This window comes from Nocardiopsis chromatogenes YIM 90109, assembly GCF_000341185.1.
GTDB classification, from domain to species: domain Bacteria; phylum Actinomycetota; class Actinomycetes; order Streptosporangiales; family Streptosporangiaceae; genus Nocardiopsis_A; species Nocardiopsis_A chromatogenes.
Window position 1 is genome coordinate 1 of sequence record NZ_ANBH01000008.1, and the last position, 23446, is coordinate 23446.

Annotated in this window: 20 protein-coding genes; 2 read left to right on the plus strand and 18 right to left on the minus strand. The window is 74.6% G+C overall.

The window, feature by feature from the left end; translation table 11 throughout:
- Both D476_RS0100925 and cas6e read right to left on the minus strand, forming a co-directional pair.
- On the minus strand, nt 1–403 hold a 403-nt coding region (locus D476_RS0100925; protein ID WP_017622109.1), incomplete at its 3' end, for a LacI family DNA-binding transcriptional regulator.
- A gap of 894 nt (nt 404–1297) precedes the next feature.
- Complete coding sequence (gene cas6e / locus D476_RS0100930; protein WP_017622110.1) at nt 1298–2020, minus strand: type I-E CRISPR-associated protein Cas6/Cse3/CasE; 723 nt, start codon at nt 2018–2020, stop codon at nt 1298–1300.
- A gap of 746 nt (nt 2021–2766) precedes the next feature.
- On the opposite strand from cas6e, the gene D476_RS0100935 reads away from it, so the two are divergent.
- Complete coding sequence (locus tag D476_RS0100935) at nt 2767–3483, plus strand: MOSC domain-containing protein (RefSeq protein ID WP_017622111.1); 717 nt, start codon at nt 2767–2769, stop codon at nt 3481–3483.
- A 246-nt stretch (nt 3484–3729) separates the two neighbouring features.
- Nucleotides 3730–4356 carry a TetR/AcrR family transcriptional regulator gene (locus D476_RS0100940; RefSeq protein WP_017622112.1) on the plus strand — a complete coding sequence of 209 codons (627 nt, stop codon included), beginning with the start codon at nt 3730–3732 and terminating at the stop codon, nt 4354–4356.
- 85 nt (nt 4357–4441) lie between these two features.
- Here D476_RS0100940 and D476_RS0100945 read toward each other — a convergent pair whose 3' ends face one another.
- From D476_RS0100945 to D476_RS0101025, 16 genes are all read right to left on the minus strand, one after another.
- Nucleotides 4442–5626 (minus strand): NAD(P)/FAD-dependent oxidoreductase, encoded by a 1185-nt coding sequence (locus tag D476_RS0100945; protein ID WP_017622113.1) that lies wholly within the window; start codon nt 5624–5626, stop codon nt 4442–4444.
- Between the two features lie 289 nt (nt 5627–5915).
- Nucleotides 5916–6734, minus strand: coding sequence for an SAM-dependent methyltransferase (locus D476_RS0100950; RefSeq protein ID WP_017622114.1), 819 nt, complete (start codon nt 6732–6734; stop codon nt 5916–5918).
- A gap of 982 nt (nt 6735–7716) precedes the next feature.
- Nucleotides 7717–8262, minus strand: a complete 546-nt coding sequence (locus tag D476_RS0100955; protein ID WP_017622115.1) for a DUF523 domain-containing protein — start codon at nt 8260–8262, stop codon at nt 7717–7719.
- Nucleotides 8263–8360: 98 nt separating this feature from the next.
- Complete coding sequence (der, locus tag D476_RS0100960) at nt 8361–9812, minus strand: ribosome biogenesis GTPase Der (protein ID WP_017622116.1); 1452 nt, start codon at nt 9810–9812, stop codon at nt 8361–8363.
- A 214-nt stretch (nt 9813–10026) separates the two neighbouring features.
- Nucleotides 10027–10773, minus strand: coding sequence for a (d)CMP kinase (gene cmk, locus D476_RS0100965; RefSeq protein WP_017622117.1), 747 nt, complete (start codon nt 10771–10773; stop codon nt 10027–10029).
- A 262-nt stretch (nt 10774–11035) separates the two neighbouring features.
- Entirely contained in the window at nt 11036–12118 is a 1083-nt protein-coding gene (locus D476_RS0100970; RefSeq protein WP_017622118.1) for a prephenate dehydrogenase, read from the minus strand.
- A 481-nt stretch (nt 12119–12599) separates the two neighbouring features.
- The gene (gene aroH / locus D476_RS0100975; protein ID WP_026123115.1) at nt 12600–12962 is read right to left on the minus strand and encodes a chorismate mutase; all 363 of its coding nucleotides are present in this window, start codon (nt 12960–12962) and stop codon (nt 12600–12602) included.
- A 340-nt stretch (nt 12963–13302) separates the two neighbouring features.
- Nucleotides 13303–14829, minus strand: coding sequence for a pseudouridine synthase (locus D476_RS35900; RefSeq protein WP_017622120.1), 1527 nt, complete (start codon nt 14827–14829; stop codon nt 13303–13305).
- Nucleotides 14813–15475 (minus strand): SMC-Scp complex subunit ScpB, encoded by a 663-nt coding sequence (gene scpB / locus D476_RS0100990; RefSeq protein WP_017622121.1) that lies wholly within the window; start codon nt 15473–15475, stop codon nt 14813–14815. The genes D476_RS35900 and scpB overlap by 17 nt, the downstream gene beginning before the upstream one ends.
- On the minus strand, nt 15472–16323 hold the full coding sequence (locus tag D476_RS0100995; RefSeq protein WP_017622122.1) for a segregation and condensation protein A: 852 nt from the start codon (nt 16321–16323) through the stop codon (nt 15472–15474). The genes scpB and D476_RS0100995 overlap by 4 nt, the downstream gene beginning before the upstream one ends.
- An 84-nt stretch (nt 16324–16407) precedes the next feature.
- Entirely contained in the window at nt 16408–16962 is a 555-nt protein-coding gene (locus tag D476_RS0101000; protein ID WP_086002610.1) for a hypothetical protein, read from the minus strand.
- On the minus strand, nt 16935–17894 hold the full coding sequence (locus D476_RS0101005; RefSeq protein ID WP_026123117.1) for a ParA family protein: 960 nt from the start codon (nt 17892–17894) through the stop codon (nt 16935–16937). The genes D476_RS0101000 and D476_RS0101005 overlap by 28 nt, the downstream gene beginning before the upstream one ends.
- Nucleotides 17895–18092: 198 nt before the next feature.
- Nucleotides 18093–19070: a site-specific tyrosine recombinase XerD gene (locus D476_RS0101010; RefSeq protein WP_017622125.1), complete on the minus strand. Its 978-nt coding sequence runs from the start codon at nt 19068–19070 to the stop codon at nt 18093–18095.
- Nucleotides 19071–19227: 157 nt separating this feature from the next.
- The gene (locus D476_RS0101015; RefSeq protein WP_017622126.1) at nt 19228–19830 is read right to left on the minus strand and encodes an NUDIX domain-containing protein; all 603 of its coding nucleotides are present in this window, start codon (nt 19828–19830) and stop codon (nt 19228–19230) included.
- Nucleotides 19830–21476, minus strand: coding sequence for a CTP synthase (locus D476_RS0101020; RefSeq protein WP_017622127.1), 1647 nt, complete (start codon nt 21474–21476; stop codon nt 19830–19832). Before D476_RS0101020 ends, D476_RS0101015 begins: the two co-directional genes overlap by 1 nt.
- 424 nt (nt 21477–21900) lie before the next feature.
- Complete coding sequence (locus D476_RS0101025) at nt 21901–22896, minus strand: GNAT family N-acetyltransferase (protein WP_017622128.1); 996 nt, start codon at nt 22894–22896, stop codon at nt 21901–21903.
- Nucleotides 22897–23446: the final 550 nt, after the last annotated feature.

The following is a 23446-nucleotide window of genomic DNA, read 5'->3' on the forward strand; positions in this document are numbered from 1 at the left end:
CGTCGACGGGCATGACCACCGCTCCGGCGGCCCGCTGCTCGGCCAGCAGGCGGGCCGAGCGCCGCTGCCGGTCGCTGCGCTCGGCCGAGTTCAGCAGCACGACCGCCAGGCCGTCCTCGGCGGCGACGTCCTCGACCCCTTGGGCGACCTCGGTGAAGAACGGGTTGGTGACGTCGAGCACGACGAGGCCGATCGAGTCGCTGCGCCCCGAGCGCAGGTTGCGCCCGGAGGAGTTGCGCACGTAGTCGAGCTCCTCGATGGCGCGCTCCACCCGGCGCCTCGTCGCCTCGGAGACGCGCTCGGGGCGGTTGAGCACGTTGGAGACGGTCCCGGCGGACACGCCCGCGCGGGCCGCGACGTCGTTGATGCCGACGGGCCGGTCGGCGCGTTCGCTCGGTTCCACCGCTGCCCTTCCCAGGAATCCCCGCCAGAGGTCACGAGTATGCCCGTCCATCCTTTCAGTCGGCATTGAAACGTGTCAACAATATTGCGCCGGACAGGGCTATCGGGGTAGGCGATACTGGGGAGTCACCCACTCATGACAACCCGCACCCCAGGCCATCGCCACGAGAACACGCCACCGTCCAACGAGATCCGCATTGAAACGTTTTTCTGCGCTTCTCGTCCCCTCGGCGTCCCCTCGGCGCCGGGCCACGCCCGAGCGGTGCCCTATCCCCGCCCGTCCCCCGCGATGATCTCGGCGGTGCCGCCGCCAGAACCGCTGCTCGAACAGCACCACCACCGGGACCATAGCCAAGGACGCCCGGCGTGCGGTGTGGAGGATCTCACCGGCGGAGCCGCGCACACCCACCCAACGTACCTACGCGCCTCACCGACGGCGTGTGGCGCCCGGCGTCCGATTCGGGACGGGTGTTCCGCCGATCCGGGACCAGCAGCCCTCCTTGCGGCCAATTCACGGAAACCTCTGCGTGGGCCCCCACCGCGTGACAGCATGCATCTGTGCCTCCCACCGGGACCGCTCGGTGGCCGCGCCGACAACGGCCGACCCCCCGTACGGCCTGGCGGCGCGGTGCCCCTATCCCCCGGGGCATCCCACGGGAGCGTGCGCACGGTCGTCGCCGCGGCCGCGCCACCCGGCGCGGTGTCCGCCCTCGGTCCTGCCCGAGCGGGCGGCGCGGCATGGCCACGGGCCCTCTCGGCCGACGCCGCCGCGGGGCGGGTCCTCCGCTTCCGCAGCCGACGCCGACCGTGCGGGGTGTCCCCGGGGCGGGGGCGCCGTTCCCCAGGGCGTCCCCGCCCTCCCCGCGTCCGCGTCACCCCGTGGCGCTCCCCGGGATCACGAGGCGCGACGGACCGCGGGAAGGTCCGGCTCCAGGCTCATCAGCCCGCACCCGTACGCCTTGGCCCTGCCGATGCCCTCCTTCACCGCCTCGGCGAAGGCCTCGGGCTCGGTGACGGTCAGCCGCCCGGCGAAGCCCACGGGAAGGATCGAGATCTTCAGGCGCGAGTCGCCGCGCGCCTTGGAGCGCTGGTCCACCTTCCTGCCGAGCAGCGCAGGGCGCGGCTCGACCGACACGTCCGGGGCCCCGTCGGAGGCGGCCGGGATGACGAAACCGTGCCGCTCCCCCTGGCGGATCAGCCAGGCCACCTGTTCCTTCGGATCGTGGATCGGCCGCCTCTTCCCGCGCCCCCGGCCGCCGGGGGCGCCTCCGACCGGCGGGGTGCTGCGGGTCGGGTTGGCGACCAGGCGAAAGGAGAGCCGCCTGCCCGCCTCCGCCGCCGCCAGGGCCGGTTGAAGGCAGGTCACCTTGACGCGCCCGGAGGCGTACCCGTGGGGCAGGCGGGTCCAGTCGGGCCGCACGCGGCTCTGCACGAGCAGGGAGCGGGCGGGGCCGTCCTCCTCCATGCGCCAGAGCAGGCCGTGGTGGCGGCGCGCGCCCGCGTCCACGTCGGCCTCGTCGAAGACGCTCATCAGCGTCCGGTGCATGTCATGGACGTCGGCGTAGTCGCGCCGGAAGGCACGCGACATCTCGTTGACGGGGACCCGGCTCAGGAACAACGATCCGCTCCACTCATCTCGCCGACGGGTGCAGGGGCCGGTCGCGGTTCGCACGGCCCCGTCGCCCCTCGGGCACGCACGTCCGGGGAAGCGCTCCTTCACCCGGACGGACCGCCACCGGCCACCCGACGGACCCGCCGTCCGCTCACGTCACCCGGCCGTCTTCAGGGCGGCACGGAGAGCGATACTAACGCGCAGCGGCGGCACACCAGGGCCGGGCGGCCGGGCTGACCGAATGAGGACACGGCCGGGCCGGAACACATTCCGGACCTAACGGCCAAGCAAAGGGTGCTCGGCGGTCCTGCGCGGCGGATCCACCACCTGATCAGCGATCATGCGGCGATCCCGGCACACAGGATGCCTCCGGGGCACATGCCGCACCCAGAGTGCGGGGACCAGTCCAATGTCTGCATCGCCCGATATCCCGGGCGCCGGGGCGCCTCCCGCTCTCTGTTCGACGGCCGGGGCTGCCGCGTGGGCGGCGCGCCCCCGGGGGCGCGCCGCCCCGCCCGAACCACGAGGAACCCGCCGGACGGCAAGCAGGGCCGGGAAACCGCCCCGCTAGTACCGTCACCGCCAAGGACAGCGACCATGCCCAGGCCGAGCACCCGACGGCGCTGCCGCAAAGGCCGCCGACCCGCCTCGCCGCCGCCCGACGTGACAGGTTGGCCGGGCCCCTGCCGACGGTGCCGGGCTGCCCCGGGAAACGGAGGGCGGGCGATGATCGCCGCTACTAGGCTTCCCCCATGCACAGTGAGGGGACGATCGCGTCGGTCAATACCGGGCCCGTCATCGAGGCCGACTGGGCCGGGAGGATGAGGCGGACGGCGATCGACAAGCGGTCCGCGGCCGGGGCGGTGGCCGTCGGGTTCCTGGGGCTCGACGGGGACGACCAGGCCGACCGGGAGCACCACGGCGGGCCCGACAAGGCCGTCTATGCCTACGCCCGCGAAGACCTCGACGCCTGGCAAGAGCGGCTCGGGCGCGCCCTCCGCGACGGGGCCTTCGGAGAGAACCTCACGACCATCGGGGTCGACGTCACCGGCGCTGTGATCGGCGAGCAGTGGCGCGTCGGAAGCACGCTCCTCGAAGTCACCCTGCCGCGCACGCCCTGCCGGGTGTTCCAGGCCTGGGTCGGCGAACGCCAGTGGGTCAAGTCCTTCACCGAGGAGGGGCGCTTCGGCGTCTACCTCCGCGTCCTCGACGAGGGGCGGGTGCGCGCCGCCGACCCGGTGGAGATCGTGCACCGGCCCGACCACGGGATCACGGCCGCCGCCGGGTTCGCCGCCGGGCGCACGGCCGACGTCGGCCTGCTGGAGCGGATCGTCGCGCTGCCCGACTCCGCAACCGCCTGGAAGGAGGTCCTGGACCGGGTGCGCGCCCGCCGGGCGCGCAACTGCGCTGAAGGCGAGGAGGGCGCGCACTCGGGCTCGGGCCCGACGGGGGACGAGATCGGGCTCTAGAGGAGCCGAGGACGCAAGCGGCGGGCAGGGGCCCGGGGGCGCGCCCCGTCGCCAGCGCACGGGCACCTCAGCTGGGCCCTCATCCGCCATGGACGCCGCCCACGGGATACCGTCCGGCGCGGGGGCGGGCGCACCGGGCATGGGTGGGACCCTCGGGGGTGTCGTCGGGTTTTCCGATGCAATTGCAATGCGAGTACCGCCCGGCCACATGTGTCGATACGTCCGCATCGTGAAAAGCTGGCGGCCATGCCGAAGAAGGTCGACCACCACGCCCGCCGGACCCGCATCGCCGACGCCCTCATCCGCGTCGCCGCCCGCCAGGGGCTGGAGGCGGTGAGCCTGCGCCTGGTCGCCGCCGAGGCCGGCGTCTCCACCGGCATGGTCCAGCACTACTTCCGCGACAAGAACTCGATGATGGCCTTCGCCCTGAGGGCCGTGGCCGAACGCGTGCAGGACCGGCTCGAACGGGCCCGCCCGGACGCCCTGCCGCCGAAGGAGAGCGTGCGCGGCTTCCTCATGCAGCTCCTCCCCCTGGACACCGAACGCGCGGAGGAGGGGAAGGCGGCGCTGGCCTTCCAGGCCCACGCCGCGGTGCACTCGGACGTGGCCGGGGCCGTGCTGCCCGATCCCGCGCCCCTGCGCGCGCACATCGCCGACCTCATCCGTTCAGCGCGCGCGGGGCGGACAGGACAGGCGGGACGGCCGGGCGCAGGAGGAAAGGCGAGGCATGCGGAAGGTCCCGACCCTTACTCGGCGGCCGTGGGGCTCCTGGCCCTCGCCGAGGGCCTGGGGACGCAGATCCTCACCCGGGAGTGCACCCCCGAGGACGCCGTCGCCGCCTTAGACGCCCAGCTCGACACCGCCTTCGGGTGACCGGGACGTGGGGCTCCTGGTGGCGTCCGCGAAACGGGCGTCCGCGGAACACTCGCCCGGCGCCCGCTGACGGACGGGAGGCCGATCAGCGGCGGTCGGCGCCCGCGAGGAAGTCCTCGAACGAGACCAGGCCCGCTTGCAGGCCGAAGAACTCGGCCGCCCTGTCCGGGTCCCCGGCCGCCTCCTTCATCGCCTCCGGCAGCCCTTCGGGCATCTCCCCCTTGGCCAGCGCCGAGCACGTCCGGAAGGAGACCGACGTGCGCCGGTCGCGTTCGGCCGCGTAGTCGGCCGTCGCCCGGTCGATCGCCGAAGGCCCTTCCCCCAGGGCGCCGATGAGCCGCTCACCCAGCAGCTCGGCCTGGACGAACGCGTCGGTGATGCCGAGCGCGCACAGCGGGTCCTTCACGTGCCCGGCATCGCCGACCAGGGCCCACCCCGGGCCGGACGAGGTGCGGTACCGGTTGGCCAGGTCGCCGTCGCCGACGATGCGGCTCTCCCGCGCCCCCCGGGCCATCGCCGCGTACAGCTCCGGGACGGCCTCCCGCAGCGCCTCGGTGTAGTTCCCCTCCACGTCCGCTTTGACCCGCCCGAAGGCCTCCCGGGGCCAGCCCACCGCGACCACCGTGCGCCCGTCATTGGTCGGGATGACGATGACGGTGCACCCCGTCCCCGTGTACACGCGGAACCCCTCGTCGGGCAGCCCGCTCCAGTAGGCGTAGTACATGCACCCTTGGACGCCCTCGTCCGCGTAGGGCTCGGCCCCCACGACGCGCGCCAGCGTGGAGTGCTTGCCGTCCGCGCCGACGACCACGCGCGCGCGGGCGCTGAACTCGCGCCCCGCGGCGGCGCAGGTCACCCCCGCGACACGGTCGCCCTGGTAGAGCGGGGCGCGGAACGACGTCCCCTGGCGCACCTCCGCCCCTGAGCGCGCCGCGGCCTCCACGAGCAGCGTGTCCAGTACCGTCCGGCGCGGGGCGTATCCGGTGCGGACCCCGTCGGCCTCGGGCGGCAGGCCGTCCAGGACCGTCCCGGCGACGTGGAAGGCGACCCGCTCGATCGGCGGGCACCCCGAGGCGCGCACGTCCTCCAGCAGCCCCCAGGCCGCCAGGCGCGCCACCCCGGCGTGGTGGATGTAGTGGGTGGACACGGTGTCGCTGGGGAAGGTCGCCCGGTCGAGCAGCAGGACCTTCGCGCCGGAGCGGGCGAGGAGCATCGCGAGCGGGGATCCCGCGCAGCGCGCGCCGATGACGATGGCGTCGTAGTCGTCCATGGGGTCGATCGTCCTTCGGGAGGTGAGGGCTTGGGTGCGGCCTGCGCTCGAAGGCGCGCGTGTGGCAGGCCACTGTAGTGGCCGGTCCGCCGCCGCGCGTGGGCCTTCGAGAAGAACACCCGCATCGCCACCTTTACGAGGTAGATCTCCTATTGTCCGGTTTCGGGCCGGTCTCGCGCCCGCCGTCCCGTCCTCCGGCGGGAACCACCGCCAAAGCCCGGCGGGGTCCACCACCGGAGCAGGGGCCGGGCCATCCGCCCGGCCCCGCCCACCGGGGCCGGGCAACCCTTCAGACCTTGCGCGCCATGCCCCCGAAACCGTCCACCTCGGGCGGCTCGGCCGCGAAGGCCCCGTCCCCCGGCTCGGGGCGCCAGTGCGTCACCATCACCACGCCGGGCTCGACGAGCTCCAGGCCGTCGAAGAAGGACGCGATCTCCTCGGGGCTGCGCTGTACGTACGGGATCGCGCCGCTCTGGTTGTAGCGCTCGTGCGCCTCGACATTGGCGTCGCTGAGCACGTTGGTCCCGTCGTTGACCGTCAGGTGGCTTCCGCGCGGCAGCCCCGCCAGCAGGCGCCCGACGATGCCCTGGGCCTCCTGCAGATCGGCGACGTGCCCGAGGATGCCCATGAGCATCAGCGCGACGGGGCGGTCGAAGTCCAGCGTCGCGGCCGCCGCCTTCAGGATGGCCTCCGGCTCGCGCAGGTCGGCGTGGATGTAGTCGGTCGCCCCCTCCGGGGTGCCCACCATCAGCGCGCGGGCGTGGGTGAGCACCAAGGGGTCGTTGTCGACGTAGACCACCGTGCACTCCGGCGCGCAGGCCTGGGCGACCTCGTGGGTGTTGTCGTGCGTGGGCAGTCCCGTCCCGATGTCGAGGAACTGGCGCATCCCGGCCTCCTCGACCAGGTACCGCACGGTCCGCTTCAGGAACGCGCGCGACTCCCGGGCGCCCTGCGCCATGCCGGGGAAGACCTCCAGGAAGCGGTCGCCCGCCTCCCGGTCCACCGGGTAGTTGTCCTTGCCGCCCAGCCAGTAGTTCCAGATGCGCGCGCTGTGCGGGACGCTCGTGTCGATCGCTCCGCCGCCGGGGGTGGGGGGTGTGTTCGTCATCGCTGTGGCGCTCCTGATCCTTGTACCGAGCGCCATTCTGGTCGCGCCGCCACCGGCCCGCAAACGGCGGAGGGGGCGGTGCTCGCCCCACGCCGCGACGATCGCACTGACCCGCACGGAAGGAAACGACACCACTCCAGCGGACGTGACCCCATGGACCGGCAGCCGGAGGTAGCCCACCGATGTGCAGGGCGCCGGTCGGGGTACCGACGCAGGAGGCAGAGCCGCCCGATATCGCGACAATCGCACTGACCTGGCCAGACGGAGGTTCCACCACTCCAGCAGTGCTGTCGGTGGGTTGGTCCGAGAGACTCGTCAGCGCCCGTCTTCGTCGCAGGGCCGTGTCGATGACTCCTGACAGCGCCGCGTGCGACGGGGCGCGCCAGATCCCTCCTCGACAGCCGCCCCGCCGCCGTCTACGAAGCCGCACCTCACGGCGGAGCGCCCGCAGCCAAGCGAGGACGAACGACCAGGAGAAGCTGCGAGCGGCGGCCACGCCCGGCGACGAGGAGGGCCGCGGTGGTACCGGAACCCGCCGACACCGCACCGCGCCATCAGAGCGCCATCACAACCGGTGCACAGACACTCTTGCTTCCCGTCGACATGCTCACGGTCGGCGGATTCGGCGAAGTGTTCACCCGAGGCGCAGGCGAGCGCGCCCGGAGGGCCGGGTCGTGGCCGGTGCTGCTCCGGTCGGCCGAGCAGTTGGCCGAGCATCCGCACGGGCCGATGTCATCGCAGCGGTGGACACGTGCCGCAGAGTCCCGCCCGACCCGCGGTGGCGCGATCTTGCGCGATCACGTCCGCAAAACTTCCGTCCGACCGGGGCAGAGCAGGTCAGAGCGGTCATCACAGCGCCGGGGCGGCCCGGGTGCGCCGTCGACGGGTGGACGGGCGGCGGCGACCATGCGCGCCGCGCAGCGGGACGCGGCCCGGCGCCGCCCGTCGCCGCAGGCGTTCCGGCGTCACCCACCCTCCGCCGTCAGGAACCGGCCTCGGGCCCCCAGAAGGGGACCTCCGGCTCCTCCGGCTCCTCGTGTTCCAAGGACTTCAGGTACGCCTCGGCGGCGTCGATCTCGTTCTCGGTGAAGACCGGGATGCCGCTGTCCGACAGCAGATACGACGTCACCCCCGGGCCCACGACCTTGCCTCCCGTGAAGGTCCCGTCGTAGACCGACCGGGTCCCGCAGCTCGGGCTGCCCTCCTTCAGGACCGCCAGCCGCACACCCTGGCTCCGGGCGGTCTCCAGGGCCTCGCGCGCACCTGCGACGAACGGGCCGGTCACGTCCTCCCCCTCCGGGGTGACGATGGCGGCCGCGCCGTCGAGGACCGCCTCGGCCCCCGCCGCATCCGCGATCTCCGCGGGCGGGCGCGGGACCGGCAGGCCCCCCGCGATCTCCGGACAGTGCGGGACCAGGCGCCGCTCCGCACGCCAGCGCTCCAGCACCGGGTGCCCCGCCGTCTTCGCCCTGCCGTCGAAACGGACCTTGCGCCCCATCAGGCAGGCGCTCACCAGCACCTTGTACACGTCCGACCTCGTTTCCCGCGCCCCGGGCGGGGCGCGAACGGACCGGCGGGAAGGCGTCCGCGGCGGGGGCGGCGGCGCACCGCCGCCCCCGCCCGTGCTCAGCGCCGCCAGTCGGGGCGGACGCTGCCCTTGGACGCCTTGGTCCCGCCCTTCTTCTCGCGGATGCGCATGCTGACCTTGATCGGGCTCCCCTCGAACCCGAAGTCCTCGCGCAGCCGCCGTTCGATGAACCGCCGGTAGTTGTCCTCCAGGAACCCCGTGGTGAACAGCACGAAGTGCGGCGGCCGCACGTCGGCCTGGGTCGCGAAGAGGATCTTGGGCTGGCGCCCGCCGCGCACCGGCGGCGGGGTCGCCGCGACCAGCTCCTTGAGCCAGCTGTTCAGCCGCCCGGTCGGGATCCGCGCGTCCCAGGAGGCCAGCCCGGTCTCGATGGCCGGGACCAGCTTCTCCATGTGCCGCCCGGTCTTGGCCGAGATGTTCACCCGCGGCGCCCAGGACACCCGGGACAGCTGCCGGTCGATCTCCTTCTCCAGGTAGTAGCGCCGGTCCTCGTCCAGCGTGTCCCACTTGTTGAAGGCCAGCACCAGCGCCCGGCCCGACTCCATGACCTGCTCGACCACCCGGATGTCCTGCTCGGCCAGCGGCTCGGACACGTCCATCAGCACCACCGCCACCTCGGCGCGCTCCAGCGCGGAGGAGGTGCGCACGGTGGCGTAGTAGTCGGCGCCCTGCAGCCGCCGGAACCGGCGGCGGATGCCCGCGGTGTCGATGAACTTCCAGGTGATGCCGCCCAGCTCGACCAGCTCGTCCACGGCGTCGCGGGTGGTCCCGGCGGTGGGGTCGACCACCACCCGGTCCTGACCCGCCAGCCGGTTGAGCAGGCTGGACTTGCCCACGTTGGGCCGCCCCAGCAGGGCGATGCGGCGCGGCCCCTCCTCGTCGGCGGCGGCCCGCTCACCGGCCCCTTCCTCGTCGTCGGGGAAGTGCGCGGCCACCGCGTCCAGCAGGTCGCCGGTGCCGCGCCCGTGCAGCGCCGAGACCGCGACGGGCTCGCCCACACCGAGGTTCCACAGCGCCATGGCCTCGGCCTCCTGGGCCGGGCCGTCCACCTTGTTCGCGGCCAGCACCACCGGGCGGCGGGTGGAGCGCAGCACCCGGGTGACCGCGGCGTCGGCGTCGGTCACCCCGACGGTGGCGTCCACCACGAACAGCACGACGTCGGCGGCCTGGGCCGCGTACTCGGCCTGCCGGGCGACGCTGGCCGCCATCCCCTCCGCGTCGGTCTCCCAGCCGCCGGTGTCGACCAGGGTGAAGGGCCGCCCCTGCCAGGAGGCGTCGTAGGCCACCCGGTCCCGGGTCACGCCCGGCACGTCCTCCACGACCGCCTCACGGCGCCCGAGAACCCTGTTGACCAGGGACGACTTTCCGACATTGGGGCGGCCGACGACGGCGACCACCGGTGTGACCGCCGCCCGCTCGCCCGCTTCGGCCGCCTGGGCGGCCTCCTCCGTGGCGCCCCACGCCTCTCCGGCGGGGTTGTTCTCGCTCATGGCTCTCCGAACCTTCTCCCGGTTCCGTATCCCCCGCGCGCCCGGGACGCGTGCCGCGGGGGTGGTCGTGTACTGCGTGCGGTGGGCCCGGCCGGGGCCGCACCTCCTCCGTGCTCCGACCGGCCGGCGGCCGACCGGGGAGGCGCCCCCTTCAGGGGGCGCGGTGCCCGCCCGGAGGACGGCGGCGGTGCCGGCCGCCCCCGTCCGATCCCCGCTACTGCGCGGCGGCCTGCGCCTGTGCGCCGTCCGCCGCCTCGTCGGCGAGGCCGACGACGATGTCGATGACCTCCTGCAGGCCCAGCCCGCTGGTCTCCAGCTCCAAGGCGTCCTCGGTCTGCGTGAGCGGCGAGTCCTCCCGCGAGGAGTCCAGCCGGTCGCGCAGCGCCAGCGCACGCTTGGTGGCCTCGACGTCGTCGGTGCGCACCTCCTTGCTGCGGCGCGCGGCCCGCGCCTCCGCACTGGCCGTCAGGTAGATCTTCACGGCGGCGTCGGGGGCCACCACGGTGGTGATGTCGCGCCCCTCGACGACGATTCCGCCCGACTCGCGCCGTGCCCGCGCGATCGTGTCGCGCTGCATGGCCACGAGCCGCTCACGCACCGCCGGTACGGCACTGACGGCGCTGACACCGGAGGTGACCTCCTGCGTCCTGATCGCCTGGGCCACGTCCGCGCCGTCCACCTGGACGGTGGGGGCCGACGGATCGGTGCCCATGGTGATGACCGGCCGCGACGCGGCGGCGGCGACGGCCTCCGCGTCGTCCACGTCGACCCGGTGGTGCATCATCCACCAGGTCATGGCGCGGTACATCGCCCCCGTGTCGAGATACTCGAAGCCGCGCGCGGCGGCCACGCCCTTGGAGGTGCTGGACTTGCCCGACCCGGACGGCCCGTCGATGGCGATCACCATGCCCGGTCCGGCCGCGCCCTCGGCGCCCGCTCCGGCGTTGCCCTGCGCGCTCACGTCGGTTCTCTCCCCAGGGGTTCGGTTCCATCTCATCTCAACGAATCAGGTTACAGCCGTAGTCCCCCTGTTCCGCCCGGACCGCCGCGCCCGTGCGGCGCCCGGGGCGGGCGCGGCCGCCCGGCCGTCGTCCCCGCCGGGGCACCCGCGGAACCCGTGCACGGTGCCGTCCCCGGCGCCCCGCCCTCACGGCGGACGGCGGCCCCGGGGAGGCGGACGGTCCGGCGGAAGTCCGTCCCGGCGGCCCCGCGCCGCCGCACGGTCAGATGTGCACCGACCAGCCGCGCTCGCGCAGCGCCCCCACCAGCCCCTCGGCGGCCTCGGGCAGCACCGCCAGCTGCGCCAGGCCCTGCGGTTGGCCCGGCGAGTGGTCCATGCGCACGTCCTCGATGTTCACCCCGGCCTCGCCGACCGCCGAGAACAGGCGGCCCAGCGCGCCCGGCTCGTCGGGCAGCACCACGGGGACCTCGGTGTAGCGGGGGATGGTCGGCGACGGCTCCCCGTGCTTGCCGGGGATCCGCCCGCGGCCCTCCACGCCGCGCTCCAGCAGGGCCCGCACGCCGTCCAGGCCCGCACCGCCCCCCTCGCGCAGACGGCCTGCGGCCGCGGACAGGTCGGCGGAGACCGCCTCCAGCACCTCGGCCACCGGGCCCGGGTTGCCGCCGAGGATCTCCGTCCACAGCGCGGGGTCGCCCCCGGCGATGCGGGTGACGTCGCGCACCCCCTGCCCGGCCAGCCGCAGCGCCTGCGCGTCGCCCTCGGCCAGGCGGGCGGCCACCGCCGAGGAGGCCAGGTGCGGGGCGTGGGAGACCAGCGCCACCGCACGGTCGTGCGCGGCGGCGTCCATCACCACCGGGTCGGCGCCGCACAGCCGCGCCAGCTCGGTGACGGCGGCCACCGCCTTGGTCCCCGCCTCCGGGGTCGGGCACACCGCCCAGGAGCGCCCCTCGAACAGGTAGGAGCGGGCGGCGCCGGGGCCGCTCTTCTCCCGGCCGCCCATGGGGTGGCCCGGCACGAACACCGACATGTCGCACCCGGCGCGCTCGGCGCCCTCGGCCACCCGCGCCTTGACGCTGGCGGCGTCGGTGTAGACGTGGGCCAGGTGGCGGCGCTGGGCGGCCAGGAGGGCCTGCGGCACGGCGGCCGGGGGCGCGGCGATCACCGCGACGTCGGCGGGCGGCCCGGGGTCGGCCCCCAGCCGCTCACCGGCGCCCATGTCGCGGGCGATGCGCAGGTTGCGCGGATCGGGGTCGTCCAGGTGGACCCGCACGCCCTGCCCGCGCAGCGCCAGTGCGACCGAGGTGCCGATCAGCCCGGCCCCGATGACGACGGCGCGGTCGATCATGGGTGTGCGTCCCCTCCGAGTTCCGGCGCGCCCGCAGGTCAGGGGCGCACTTCAAGCGTATCGGGCGGCCCGGCGGGCCGGAGGCCCCGGCGGTGCCGTGCCGCCTCGTGCCGTGGCGCATCGCACGGCCACAACGGCCACAGGTGTCGTTCGGATCCCGCGGGCGGGCCCGGATTGCGGTGCCTTCCCTTCCCGAGGGGTCGTGCCGAGCGTATCGGCATCCGGCCCGGCGGCGGCCCGGCGCAGCGGCGCCGCTCCCGCCGGGGAGGAGCGGTCTCCGTCCGACCAGGGCAGTGCGACCCCTACGGCTCTGGGCCGGGCCCGTCCCCTCGCGGACTCGGCCGACGCCCCGCCGACGGCGGCCCCGGCCGCCGGGTGTTCCGTGGACGCCGCCACGGCGCCTCACCGGACCGGGCACTCAGGCCCGTCGCGGGACCGCTTTCAGGCGCGCGGGGCGGCCGCCGGCCCCCCCGGCCCGTGGTCACTGGGCGATGTCGAGCCGCAGGGCCTGGGCCCCGCGCAGGTAGACGTGGTGCAGGTCGGCGCGGGGGCGGTCGGTCTCCACGTGCGCCATCAGCCGGACCACCCGGGGCATGCCGTGCGGCACGGCGATCTCGCTCGCACACATCAGCGGCACGTCGGCGAACCCCACCTTGCGCGCGGCCAACGCGGGAAACTCCGAGGTCAGGTCAGGGGTGGCGGTGAACAGCACGCTGATCACGTCGTCGGTGGTCAGGCCGTTGCGGCGCATCACCTCCGACACCAGCTCGGCGGTCGCCTCGATGATGAGCTCACGCTCGTCGGCGTCGACCTGAACCGCCCCACGGATCGCTCGCACTGCCACTGTCGCCTCGTCCCTCTCCCGCTCTCCTACGGCGTCCGGAGAGCCGCAGGCTCCCCCACCGTGATCTGCCCGCTCCACCGTACTCCCTGCGGTGCGGCGCCCCGGCCCCGATGCCTGGTGAACCGCCCCTGAGAAGACGCGAGGACGACCGCGTCCGGGCCCCTGGTCCGGTGGCCCGGCGTCCCACCCGGTGGCCGTGTATCGCGGAGTCCGGCGACGCAGTGGTCCCAGCGGTCGCCCTGCCCCCGGTCCCGCGCCCCCGCACAGGCGCCGCACACGACGGCGCCGCGGGGCCCTCCGGACGTGGAGGGGCCCCGCGGCGCCCGGCGGGCTCGGCGTGCTACATGCCCGCCTCCGTGTACAGCTCGCTCACCTCTTGGGCCGTCAGGGCGCGCATGGTGCCCGTCTTCAGGGTGCCCAGCCCGATCGGCCCCACCTGGGTGCGGGCCAGGTCGGCCACCGGGTGGTCGACCGCCTCCATCAGGCGCCGCACGATGTGCTTGCGCCCCTCGTGCAGGCGGATCTCCACCAGCGCCCGGGGCTCCAGGTTCTCCACCACGCGGAAGGAGTCCACCTCGACGGGGCCGTCGTCCAGCTCCACGCCCTTGCGGACCTCCCGCACCACCTCGCGCGGCACCGGGCCCGGCACCTTCGCGAGGTAGGTCTTGACGACCTTGTAGCGGGGGTGGGTCAGCCGGTTGGCCAGCTCACCGTCGTTGGTGAGCAGGATCAGGCCCTCGGTCTCGGTGTCCAGCCGCCCCACGTGGAACAGGCGCTCCTCGGTCTGCCCGGCGTAGTCGGACAGCGTCGGGCGCCCCTCGGGGTCCCACATGGTGCTGACCACGCCCCGGGGCTTGTTCAGCGCGTAGTACAGCCGGTCGGGGGCGGTGTTGACGAGCATCCCGTCGACGCGGATCTCCGAGCGCTCGGGGTCCACGCGGGCGCCGAAGCGGCGCACCACCTGGCCGTCGACGGTGACCCTGCCCTCGGCGATCAGCTCCTCGCTGGCCCTGCGGCTGGCCACACCGGCCTGGGCCAGGGCCTTCTGGAGCCGGATGCCGCCGGGCACGCCCTGGTAGGAGTCGCGCTCCTCGTCGGAGCGCCGGTCCTCGTCGGCGGGGTCGAACTCCGAGCGGAGCGCCTTCAGGCGGGCGCGGGCCTCGCGCGAGAGTTCGCGCTCGGAGCCCCGGCCCTGCTGCGGCGCCCGGCCGCCGTCGCCGCGGGCGGGTCCTCCCCGCCCGGCCGGACGGCCACCGCGCTCAGGGCGCCCTCCGCGCTCCGGGCGACCGGACCGCTGCGGGCGGTCGGCACGCTCGGGACGGTCGGAGCGCTCGGGGCGGCCCGACCGTTCGGGGCGCCCTCCGCGCTCCCGGCGGGGCGGGTCCCGGCGCGCGGAACGCTCGGAGCGGCCGGACCGCTCCCCGCGCTCGGGACCGCCGGAACGCTCGGGACGGCCGCCGCGTTCGGGGCGGCCACCGCGCTCGGGACGGTCGGAGCGCTCAGAGCGGCCGGACCGCTCCCCGCGCTCCGGGGCACCGCGGCCGGTACCCCCGCGTCCGCCCTCGCGCGCGCCGCCGCGGGCCGCGCCCTGGCGGCCGCCGCGCTCGGGTCGCTCCTCGAAGCGGCGCCCTTCGCGCCGCTCGGGGCGGCCCTCACGGCCCTCACGCCTCTCGCCCCCGCGGCCCCCGCGTTCGGCCCGCTCGGAGCGGGGCTCGGACCGGTGCTCGGTGCGCCGCCCTTCGCGGCGCTGGGAACGCTCGTTCTTGTCGTCGCCGCGCTCACCGCGCGGGGCCCGGCCGCGCTCACCGCGCGGTCCGGTCGAGTCCCGCCCACCGCGGGACCTGTCGTTCTTACGTGGTGTGTTCACCGGTTTCGTCAATACCTTCGATGTCGTCAGGCAGGAACGGGGCCAGATCCGGAAGATCGTCGAGGCTCAGCAGGCCCAGACGTTCGAGGAAATAGCTGGTCGTGCGGTACAGGTGCGCCCCGGATTCGGGGTCCTGTCCCGCCTCCTCGATGAGCCCTCGCAGTACGAGGGTACGCATAACCCCGTCGCAGTTCACACCTCGGACCGCTGAGACCCTTCCCCGGGAGACCGGCTGCCGGTAGGCGACGACCGCGAGTGTCTCCAGCGCCGCCTGCGTCAGCCGGACCTCCTGGCCCTCCTTAAGGAAATGCTCGACGACCTCCGCGCATTCCGGGCGCGTGTAAAAACGCCACCCCTCGGCGACCTGGCGCAGGTCGAAGCCCCGGTCCTGGCCGGTGTACTCCTCGGCCAGCTCCTCCAGCGCGGCGGCCACGTCGTCCAGCGGGCGGCCGAGCCCGCGCGCCAGGTCGTAGGCGGCCACCGGCTGGTCGACCACCATGAGCACGGCCTCCAGGTCGCGCCGCAGCGCAGGGTCGGCGCCGGTGCGCACCCCCTCCGCGCCCGCGGCGCCGCCCGCGTCCGCCGCGCCGTCGGCCTGCGGCCCGGCCGTGCCGACCGCCCCGGCCGTGTCCTGTCCCGCCGTCACCCGCGCTCCCCTCCGCCGTCCTGCCCGTCCCCGGGGGCGGCGTCGTCGTACTCGTCGCTCACGTCCACCTCGCCGCTGGTACCGCCGGTCCAGCTCACCAGCAGCTCCCCCAGCGGCTCGGGCTGGTCGAAACCGACGTTGGACGCCCGGTACAGCTCCAGCAGCGCCAGGAAGCGGGCGACCACCTCGAAGGTACCGGTGCAGTCGGCCGTCAGCTCGGCGAAGGTCAGCTCCCCCGCCGCGCGCAGCGCCTCCACCACCAGCGCCCCCTGCTCGCGCACCGAGGTCTTGGGCTGGTGGATGTGGGTCACCGGGACGCTCGGCGGCTCCTTGGGGGTGAACACCCGCGCCGCCAGGGCGGCGAACTCCTGGGGGCCGAGCTTCAGCATCACGTCCGGCCGGGCCTCGGCGAACCGCGGCTCCAGCGGCACCGCGCGCGCGAACCGGCGCCCCTGGGCCGAGATGCGCTCCTGGAGCAGCGCGGCGACCTGCTTGTAGGCCCGGTACTGCAGCAGCCGGGCGAACAGCAGGTCGCGCGCCTCCAGGAGCGCGAGGTCCTCCTCGTCCTCCACGTCGCCCCGGGGCAGCAGCCGCGCCGCCTTGAGGTCCAGCAGCGTGGCCGCCACCAGCAGGAAGTGGCTCGCCTGGTCCAGGTCGAAGGCGCCCTCGTGCTCGGCGATGTAGGCGATGAACTCGTCCGTGACCTTGGACAGGGCGACCTCGGTGATGTCCAGCTTGTGCTTGGAGATCAGCCCGAGGAGGAGGTCGAAAGGCCCCTCGAAGTTCTCCAGGTGCACCTGGAAGCCGCCCTCGCCCGCGGCCTCCTCCTCGGTGCGCTCGTCGGTCATCCCTCTAGGGTGGCACCGCCCGGGCGGTGCCGGTCCCGCCTCCGCTCCCGTCCTCGCTCCTGCGGCCCCGCTCCCGGCGCCGGGTCAGTCGGCCAGGCGCCGCACCAGGACGCTGTCGCCCCCGTTCTCGTGGAAGTCGGCGAGCAGCACCGCCACGGCCTCGCGCACGATGCGCCCCCGGTCGGCGGCCAGGCCGTGCTCGGCCCGCAGCGTCAGCCGGGCCTGCTCCAGCGCGAGCAGCTCCTGGGCCGAGACGTACACGGTGATCTTCTCGTCGTGCCGCTGCCGCCCGCTGGGCTGCGGCGCCGCCGGCTCGGCCTTGCGCTTTCGGGGCGCCTTGCGCTTCGGCGCGGGCGCCTCGGGGTCCCGCTGCTCCGGGGGCCGGGTGTCGGCCGGAGCATCCGGGGCCTCCCGGCCGCCTCCGCCCGCATCGCGACCGTGCGCACTCTCTTCACTACTCTCCGGAGTCGAAGAACGCCGCACAGATCCCCCGGAGGCCGTGTCCTCGGCCCCCGTGGCCGGTGCGGGGATCTCCCCCGCGCGGTCGGGTGCGGGCTCTGGGGCGGGTGGCTCGGACGGGCGGAAGAACAGCTCGTCGGCGCCGGGCAGCGTCACACGGCGTGATCGCTGTTTGCCCACCTGGCCAGCACCTCCTTCGCGAGATCCCGATAGGCGGTCGCGCCCGCCGACGAGGAGTCGAAGCGGGTTATGGGCTCCCCCGCCACGGTGGCGTCGGGGAAGCGGATGGTCCGGTTGATCACGGTGCCGTACACCTTGTCGCCGAAGCCCTCCACGATGGTGGAGAGCACCTCGCGCGCGTGCAGCGTGCGCGGGTCGTACATGGTGCCCAGGAACCCGTCGATCACCAGCTCCTCGTTGAGGCGCTCCTGCACCTTCTCGATGGTGTCCATCAGCAGCGCCACCCCGCGCAGCGCGAAGAACTCGCACTCCAGCGGCACCACCACTCCGTCGGCGGCGGTCAGCGCGTTGACGGTGAGCAGGCCCAGCGACGGCTGGCAGTCGATGAGGACCACGTCGTAGTCGTCCAGGACCGGTCTCAGCGCGCGCTTGAGCATCTGCTCGCGGGCGACCTCGCCGACCAGCTGCACCTCGGCGGCCGACAGGTCGATGTTGCTCGGGATCAGGTCCAGCCCGTCCACGTCCGTCTTGAGCAGCACGTCCTCGACGGTGACGTCGCGCTCCATGAGCAGGTTGTAGACGGTCAGGTCCAGCTCGCGCGGGTCCAGCCGCCCCAGGCCCACCGACAGCGCGCCCTGCGGGTCGAAGTCGACGAGCAGCACCCGCCGACCGAACTCGGCGATGGCCGCCCCGAGGTTGATGGTGGTCGTGGTCTTGCCGACCCCGCCCTTCTGGTTGCACAGTGCCACGATCCGGGCCGGACCGTGGCGGTCCAGCGGCTCCGGATCCGGAAAACTCGGCTTCGCTCGTGTCGTCTGCAGTTCGTCCCCCGTGCTGCGCGTTTCCCCCCACGGGCTGCTCGCCGCCGCGCCGTGCATGCCGTCGTCGATGGGGGCTCCCGCCTCCGCATCGTCGTATCGCGACCAGCTCACAACCCTTTGACCTCCCTACGGACCGGCTGCCCGGACCCGGTGGGCCCGCCGCGCGGCCGGCCGTCGGAAACAACTCGCCATGTCGACAGCGGCCTGCCGTCGTGCGGCGACTCTAGAACGTCCACACGGGGTGATTCAACGCGACACTCTACGCGCCCGGGGCGCGCCCGTGCCGCACTTGTCGGACTCGGAACCCCGTCAGCGGCGGGCCCTGGGATGCCCGGCCGCGTACACCTCACGCAGACGGTCGACGGTCACCAGCGTGTAGACCTGCGTGGTGCTCACCGAGGCGTGCCCCAGCAGCTCCTGCACCACGCGCACGTCCGCGCCGCCGTCGATGAGGTGGGTGGCGAAGGAGTGGCGCAGGGTGTGCGGCGAGACGTCGCGCAGCCCGGCGCGCTCGGCCGCCGCCCGCAGCACCGCCCAGGCGCCCTGCCGGGTCAGCCTGCCGCCGCGCGCGTTGAGGAACAGGGCCGGTACGCCCCGGCCCGATGCGGCCAGCACGGGCCGCCCCCGCACCAGGTAGGCCTGGACCGCCTCCCGGGCGAACCGGCCGACCGGCACCAGGCGCTCCTTGCCGCCCTTCCCCCGGAAGCGCACCACACCGCCGTCCTCGGCTCCGGGCGGAGCCGGGCCGGTCACGTCGTCCACGTCCAGGCCCACCGCCTCGGAGATGCGGGCGCCCGTCCCGTAGAGCAGCTCCAGCAGGGCGCGGTCGCGCAGCGCGCGCGGGTCGCCCTCGGACCCGGCCGCCTCCAGCAGGGCCTCGATGTCCTCCAGCGGCACCGCCTTGGGCAGCCGCCGCATCGGGCGGGGCGGGCTGACCTCCGCGGCCGGATCGGCCGGGGCGAGCCCCTCCCGGAGCGCGAACCGGTGCAGGCCCCGGACCGCCACGACCGCACGGCCCGCCGAGTTCCCGCCGAGCGGGGGGTGCTCCTCGTCGCCCTCGCGCAGCGCGCGCAGGAACGCCGACACGTCCCCCTCCGCCACCTCGGCGAGCGACCCCAGCCCGCGCGACTCCAGGAAGAGCACGTACCTGCGCAGGTCGCGCCGGTAAGAGGCGAGGGTGTTGGCCGCCAGCCCGCGCTCGACGGCCAGGTGGTCGAGGTAGGTCCGCACCGCGGCGCCGGCGTCGCTCCGGTCCGCCACGGCCTCGTACTCGGCGCTCGTCGTCATCACCCGGCTTCCCGCGACTTCCGGGACAGATGATGCCATAGGGGTGCGCCGCTGTCGGGAAGGGCGCGCAAACGAAGGTGCCGCGGCCCCCTCGCGGAGCCGCGGCGCCCTCACACGTCCGTGCCCGCACCGCCGCGCCGACGGGGCGGGGCCCCGGTCACTCCGCCGGGCGCAGCGAGGCGAACCCGTCGCGCTCGGCGGCGGGCGCCCNGTTGCGCACCCGGCCCTCGGCCACCGCGCGCACCGCCTCCTCCAGCGGAACCCACTCGGGGCGCAGGTCGGCCTCCTCGTGCAGCCGGACGAAGGTCTGCTCCTGCTCGGGGACCGGACTCACGCCCCGCCCCAGGAACACCTGGATGCGCTCGCTGGAGAACCCGGGGGACGGGAAGAAGTCGGCCAGCTCGAACCAGCGCTCCGCGCGGTGCCCGGCCTCCTCCTCCAGCTCGCGCATGGCGGTGCGCACCGGGGCCTCCCCCTCCTCGTCGCGCACCCCCGCGGGCAGCTCCCACAGGCGCTCGCCCACCGCGTGCCGGTACTGGTGCACCATCAGCACCCTCCCGGCCCCGTCCACGGCCAGCGCCGCCGCCGCACCCGGGTGCACCATGTACTCGCGGGACACCTCCTCGGGCCCGTCGGCGCCGGGCAGCACCAGCCGGTCCACGTGCACCTGCGTCTTGGCGCCCCGGAAGGGCACCTCGCGGGCGACGGGGTCGCGGCGCTCGGGCACGTCGGCGAGCTTGTCGCCCCAGAACGCGCCCATCAGGCGCGGGCCTCGGCCGCGCGCTTCAGGGCGGCCGCCACCAGCCCGGAGAACAGCGGGTGCGGGCGGGTGGGCCGCGACCGCAGCTCCGGGTGCGCCTGGGTCGCCACGAAGAACGGGTGCTCCTCCTGCGGCAGCTCGGCGTACTCCACCAGGCGGCCGTCGGGCGACAGGCCCGAGAAGCGCATCCCGGCCTCCTCCAGGCGGCCCCGGTAGGCGTTGTTGACCTCGAAGCGGTGCCGGTGGCGCTCGGACACCTGCGCCTTGCCGTACACCTCCCGCACCAGCGACCCCTCGGCCAGGTCGGCCGGGTACAGGCCCAGGCGCATGGTGCCGCCCATGTCGCGGTCGCCGGAGATCACGTCGGCCTGGTCGGCCATGGTCGCGATGACCGGCTCGGCCGCCTTGTCGTCGAACTCGGCGCTGTTGGCGCCCTCGATCCCGGCGACGGTGCGCGCGAACTCGATCACCATGCACTGCAGGCCCAGGCAGATGCCCAGCAGCGGGACGCGGTTCTCCCGGGCGTAGCGGATCGCGCCCAGCTTGCCCTCGATGCCGCGCACGCCGAACCCGCCCGGCACCAGGACGCCGTCCGCGCCCTCCAGCTCCCGGCGGGCCCCCTCCGGGGTCCGGCAGTCGTCGCTGGCCACCCAGCGGATGTTCACCCGGGTGTCCTCGCCGAAGCCGCCCGCGCGCAGCGCCTCGGTCACCGACAGGTAGGCGTCGGGCAGGTCGATGTACTTGCCCACCAGGGCGATGGTGACCTCGTGCTCGGGGCGGTGCACCCGCCCGAGCAGGTCGTCCCACTCGGTCCAGTCCACGTCGCGGAAGGCCAGGCCCAGGCGGCGCACCACGTAGGCGTCCAGGCCCTCCCGGTGCACCACCTTGGGGATGTCGTAGATGGAGGGCGCGTCCGGGCAGGAGATCACGCCGCCCTCGTCCACGTCGCACATCAGGCTGATCTTGGACTTCATGGCGTCCGGGATCGGCCGGTCCGACCGGCACACCAGCCCGTCGGGCTGGATGCCGATGTTGCGCAGCGCCGCCACCGAGTGCTGGGTGGGCTTGGTCTTGAGCTCCCCGGACGGCGCCAGGTAGGGCACCAGCGACACGTGCAGGAAGAAGCAGTTGTCCCGGCCGATCTCGTGCCGGATCTGCCGCACGGCCTCCAGGAAGGGCAGCGACTCGATGTCGCCGACCGTGCCGCCGATCTCGGTGATGACCACGTCGACGTCGGCGGACTCCATCGCGTAGATGCGCGACTTGATCTCGTTGGTGATGTGCGGGATCACCTGGACGGTGTCGCCCAGGTAGGCGCCCTGCCGCTCCTTGGCGATCACGCTGGAGTAGATCTGGCCGGTGGTGACGTTCGCCGACCCCGACAGCTCGGTGTCGAGGAAGCGCTCGTAGTGGCCGATGTCGAGGTCGGTCTCGGCCCCGTCGTCGGTGACGAACACCTCTCCGTGCTGGAAGGGGTTCATCGTCCCGGGGTCGACATTGAGGTAGGGGTCCAGCTTCTGCATGGTGACCCGCAGACCGCGCGACTTCAGCAGCCGGCCGAGACTGGACGCGGTCAGGCCCTTGCCGAGGCTCGAGGCGACGCCGCCGGTAACGAAGAGGTGTTTGGTACTCGCGGCGGATGCCAAGTGTTGCTCCCGTGGTCGAATGGCTGCGGACCGCCCGATTGCTGAGGACGGGCGGCCGTGCGGCGCCCTCTGGGTCCCGGCGGTTCCCCGCTCCGGGCCTCGGACTCCACGGGCCACCAGGATAACAGGCCCGGACCCGCCCGACGGCACGCGCGCGCACGCGCCGCCGCGTCCGCGCCCGTCAGAGGGGGTGGCGACCGGTCTCAGGGCCCGGGCCGCATCACCTGAGCGTCCCCGCCGCCGCGCCGCCGGGGCCCGGCGCCCGCCCGGATGGGCCACGGCCCGCCCGACGGACTATGTGAGGAAGTCCAGGCCGCCCCGGCGGTCGGCGGCCACCGGGTGCGCGGCCGGGCGCCCCCGGTGCCGGACGCCGACGGCCGCGCCCCGGGGCGGGATCGCCGGGCGCGGCCGGGGCGCACCCGCCTCAGCGCATCGCCGTGGCCGGGCGGGCCTCCCAGGTGGTCCACAGGGGGCGGTAGCCCATACGGGCCCAGAACGGGGTCGACAGCGGGTTCATCACCGAGTGGTCCAGCAGCGCCGTCTCGGCCCCGCAGGTGTCCAGCGCCTGGTGGGCCTGCTCCACCAGGGCCGTGCCGATCCCCCGGCCCCGTTCGCCCTCGGTCACGATGCCGTAGCCGATGTGCGCCGCCGACGTCGCCGACACCAGCGGCGCCGTCCACCGCGCGCGCTGCGGCGGGGTCACCCACACCAGGCCCACCATCCGGCCGCGCCGCTCGGCCACCCATATCCAGGACGGGCGCCGGTTCAGCGCCGTCGACAGCACGCTGCGGGTCTGCTCGGCCGTCTCCTGCTGCACGAAGACCCCGCCGAAGCGCTCCTCGAAGCGGTGCTGCTCCATCAGCAGGCCCACGGCCGGGGTGAGGTCCTGGCGGTCGGCCATCCGGATCGCCACGTCGCGCGGGGGCAGCGAGGGCGGCACCCCGCGCCCGCGCGGGCGCACCGACAGCACGCTGTAGGGCTGCAGGCCGTGCCGCTGCAGCGGCGCTATTCCGCACACGTCGCGGGAGGGCCAGGTGAGCAGCGCGGAGGACTCCGACCCGGTGCCGCCGGGCTGGGCCACCAGCTGCTCCTTCCAGCTCGTCAGCAGCGAGTCCAGGGCCCGCTCGGGGTCGGGGCCGCCGACCACCGGGGTCAGCCAGTGCTGGTCGGGCATCCCCCAGGTGCGGCCCACCTCGCCCGGCTGGTACCAGGAGTAGCGCATGGTGCCCGCGGCGACGGTGCGGCCCGCCTCGTCGCTGACGGTGAGCAGGGTGTCCCCGGCGCGGCGCAGGCGCGGGGGCGCGGGCAGCAGCGGGTCGACCGCGGCCCAGCGCAGCGCCGCCGACTCGGCCAGCGCCTCATAGCCGGTCCCCCGCCCGGGCAGGTCGCCGCGGCGCACGCGCGCGACATAGCCGCTCATCCTCCACCCTCCCTGACCGCTTCCGTGGTGCTCGCGGAGCGAGGCCGTCCGGACGCGGTCCGTGAAATCCCACGGAACGTGCACCGGGTGGTGACGGACCGTCGCCCGCCGACCGCGACGAGTCTAGCGCCCGCTCGGGCGCATACCGGGCAGAACACCGAATTCCGTTACCTATCCGATTCGGTGCAATCCCATTTCGGATATTTCCCGTCAGGCGCCACCGTACTCGACCCCACAGTGTCCGGATCCGGCGGGACCCGCGCAACGGCGGGCTCTGAGACGGCCGACACCCCCTCACCTGCCCCGCCCGGGCGGCGGGCACCGGGGCGAGAAGGAGGGCGGCGACGAGGAGGGGCCGACGGCCCTTGCGGCAGCACTTCCGGCCGCGCGGCGTGTGCACGGTCACCGTTCACGCGCGACGACGGCAACATCCGGGCCGTTCCCGGCCCTGCCCGCCGGACGGCGGGCCCCCGCGCAGCCCGGGAGGACGGCGCGGCCCCGGGGTTCGCGAACCGCCGCCCTGGTTCTGTTCGTGAGTGTGGACAGCGTT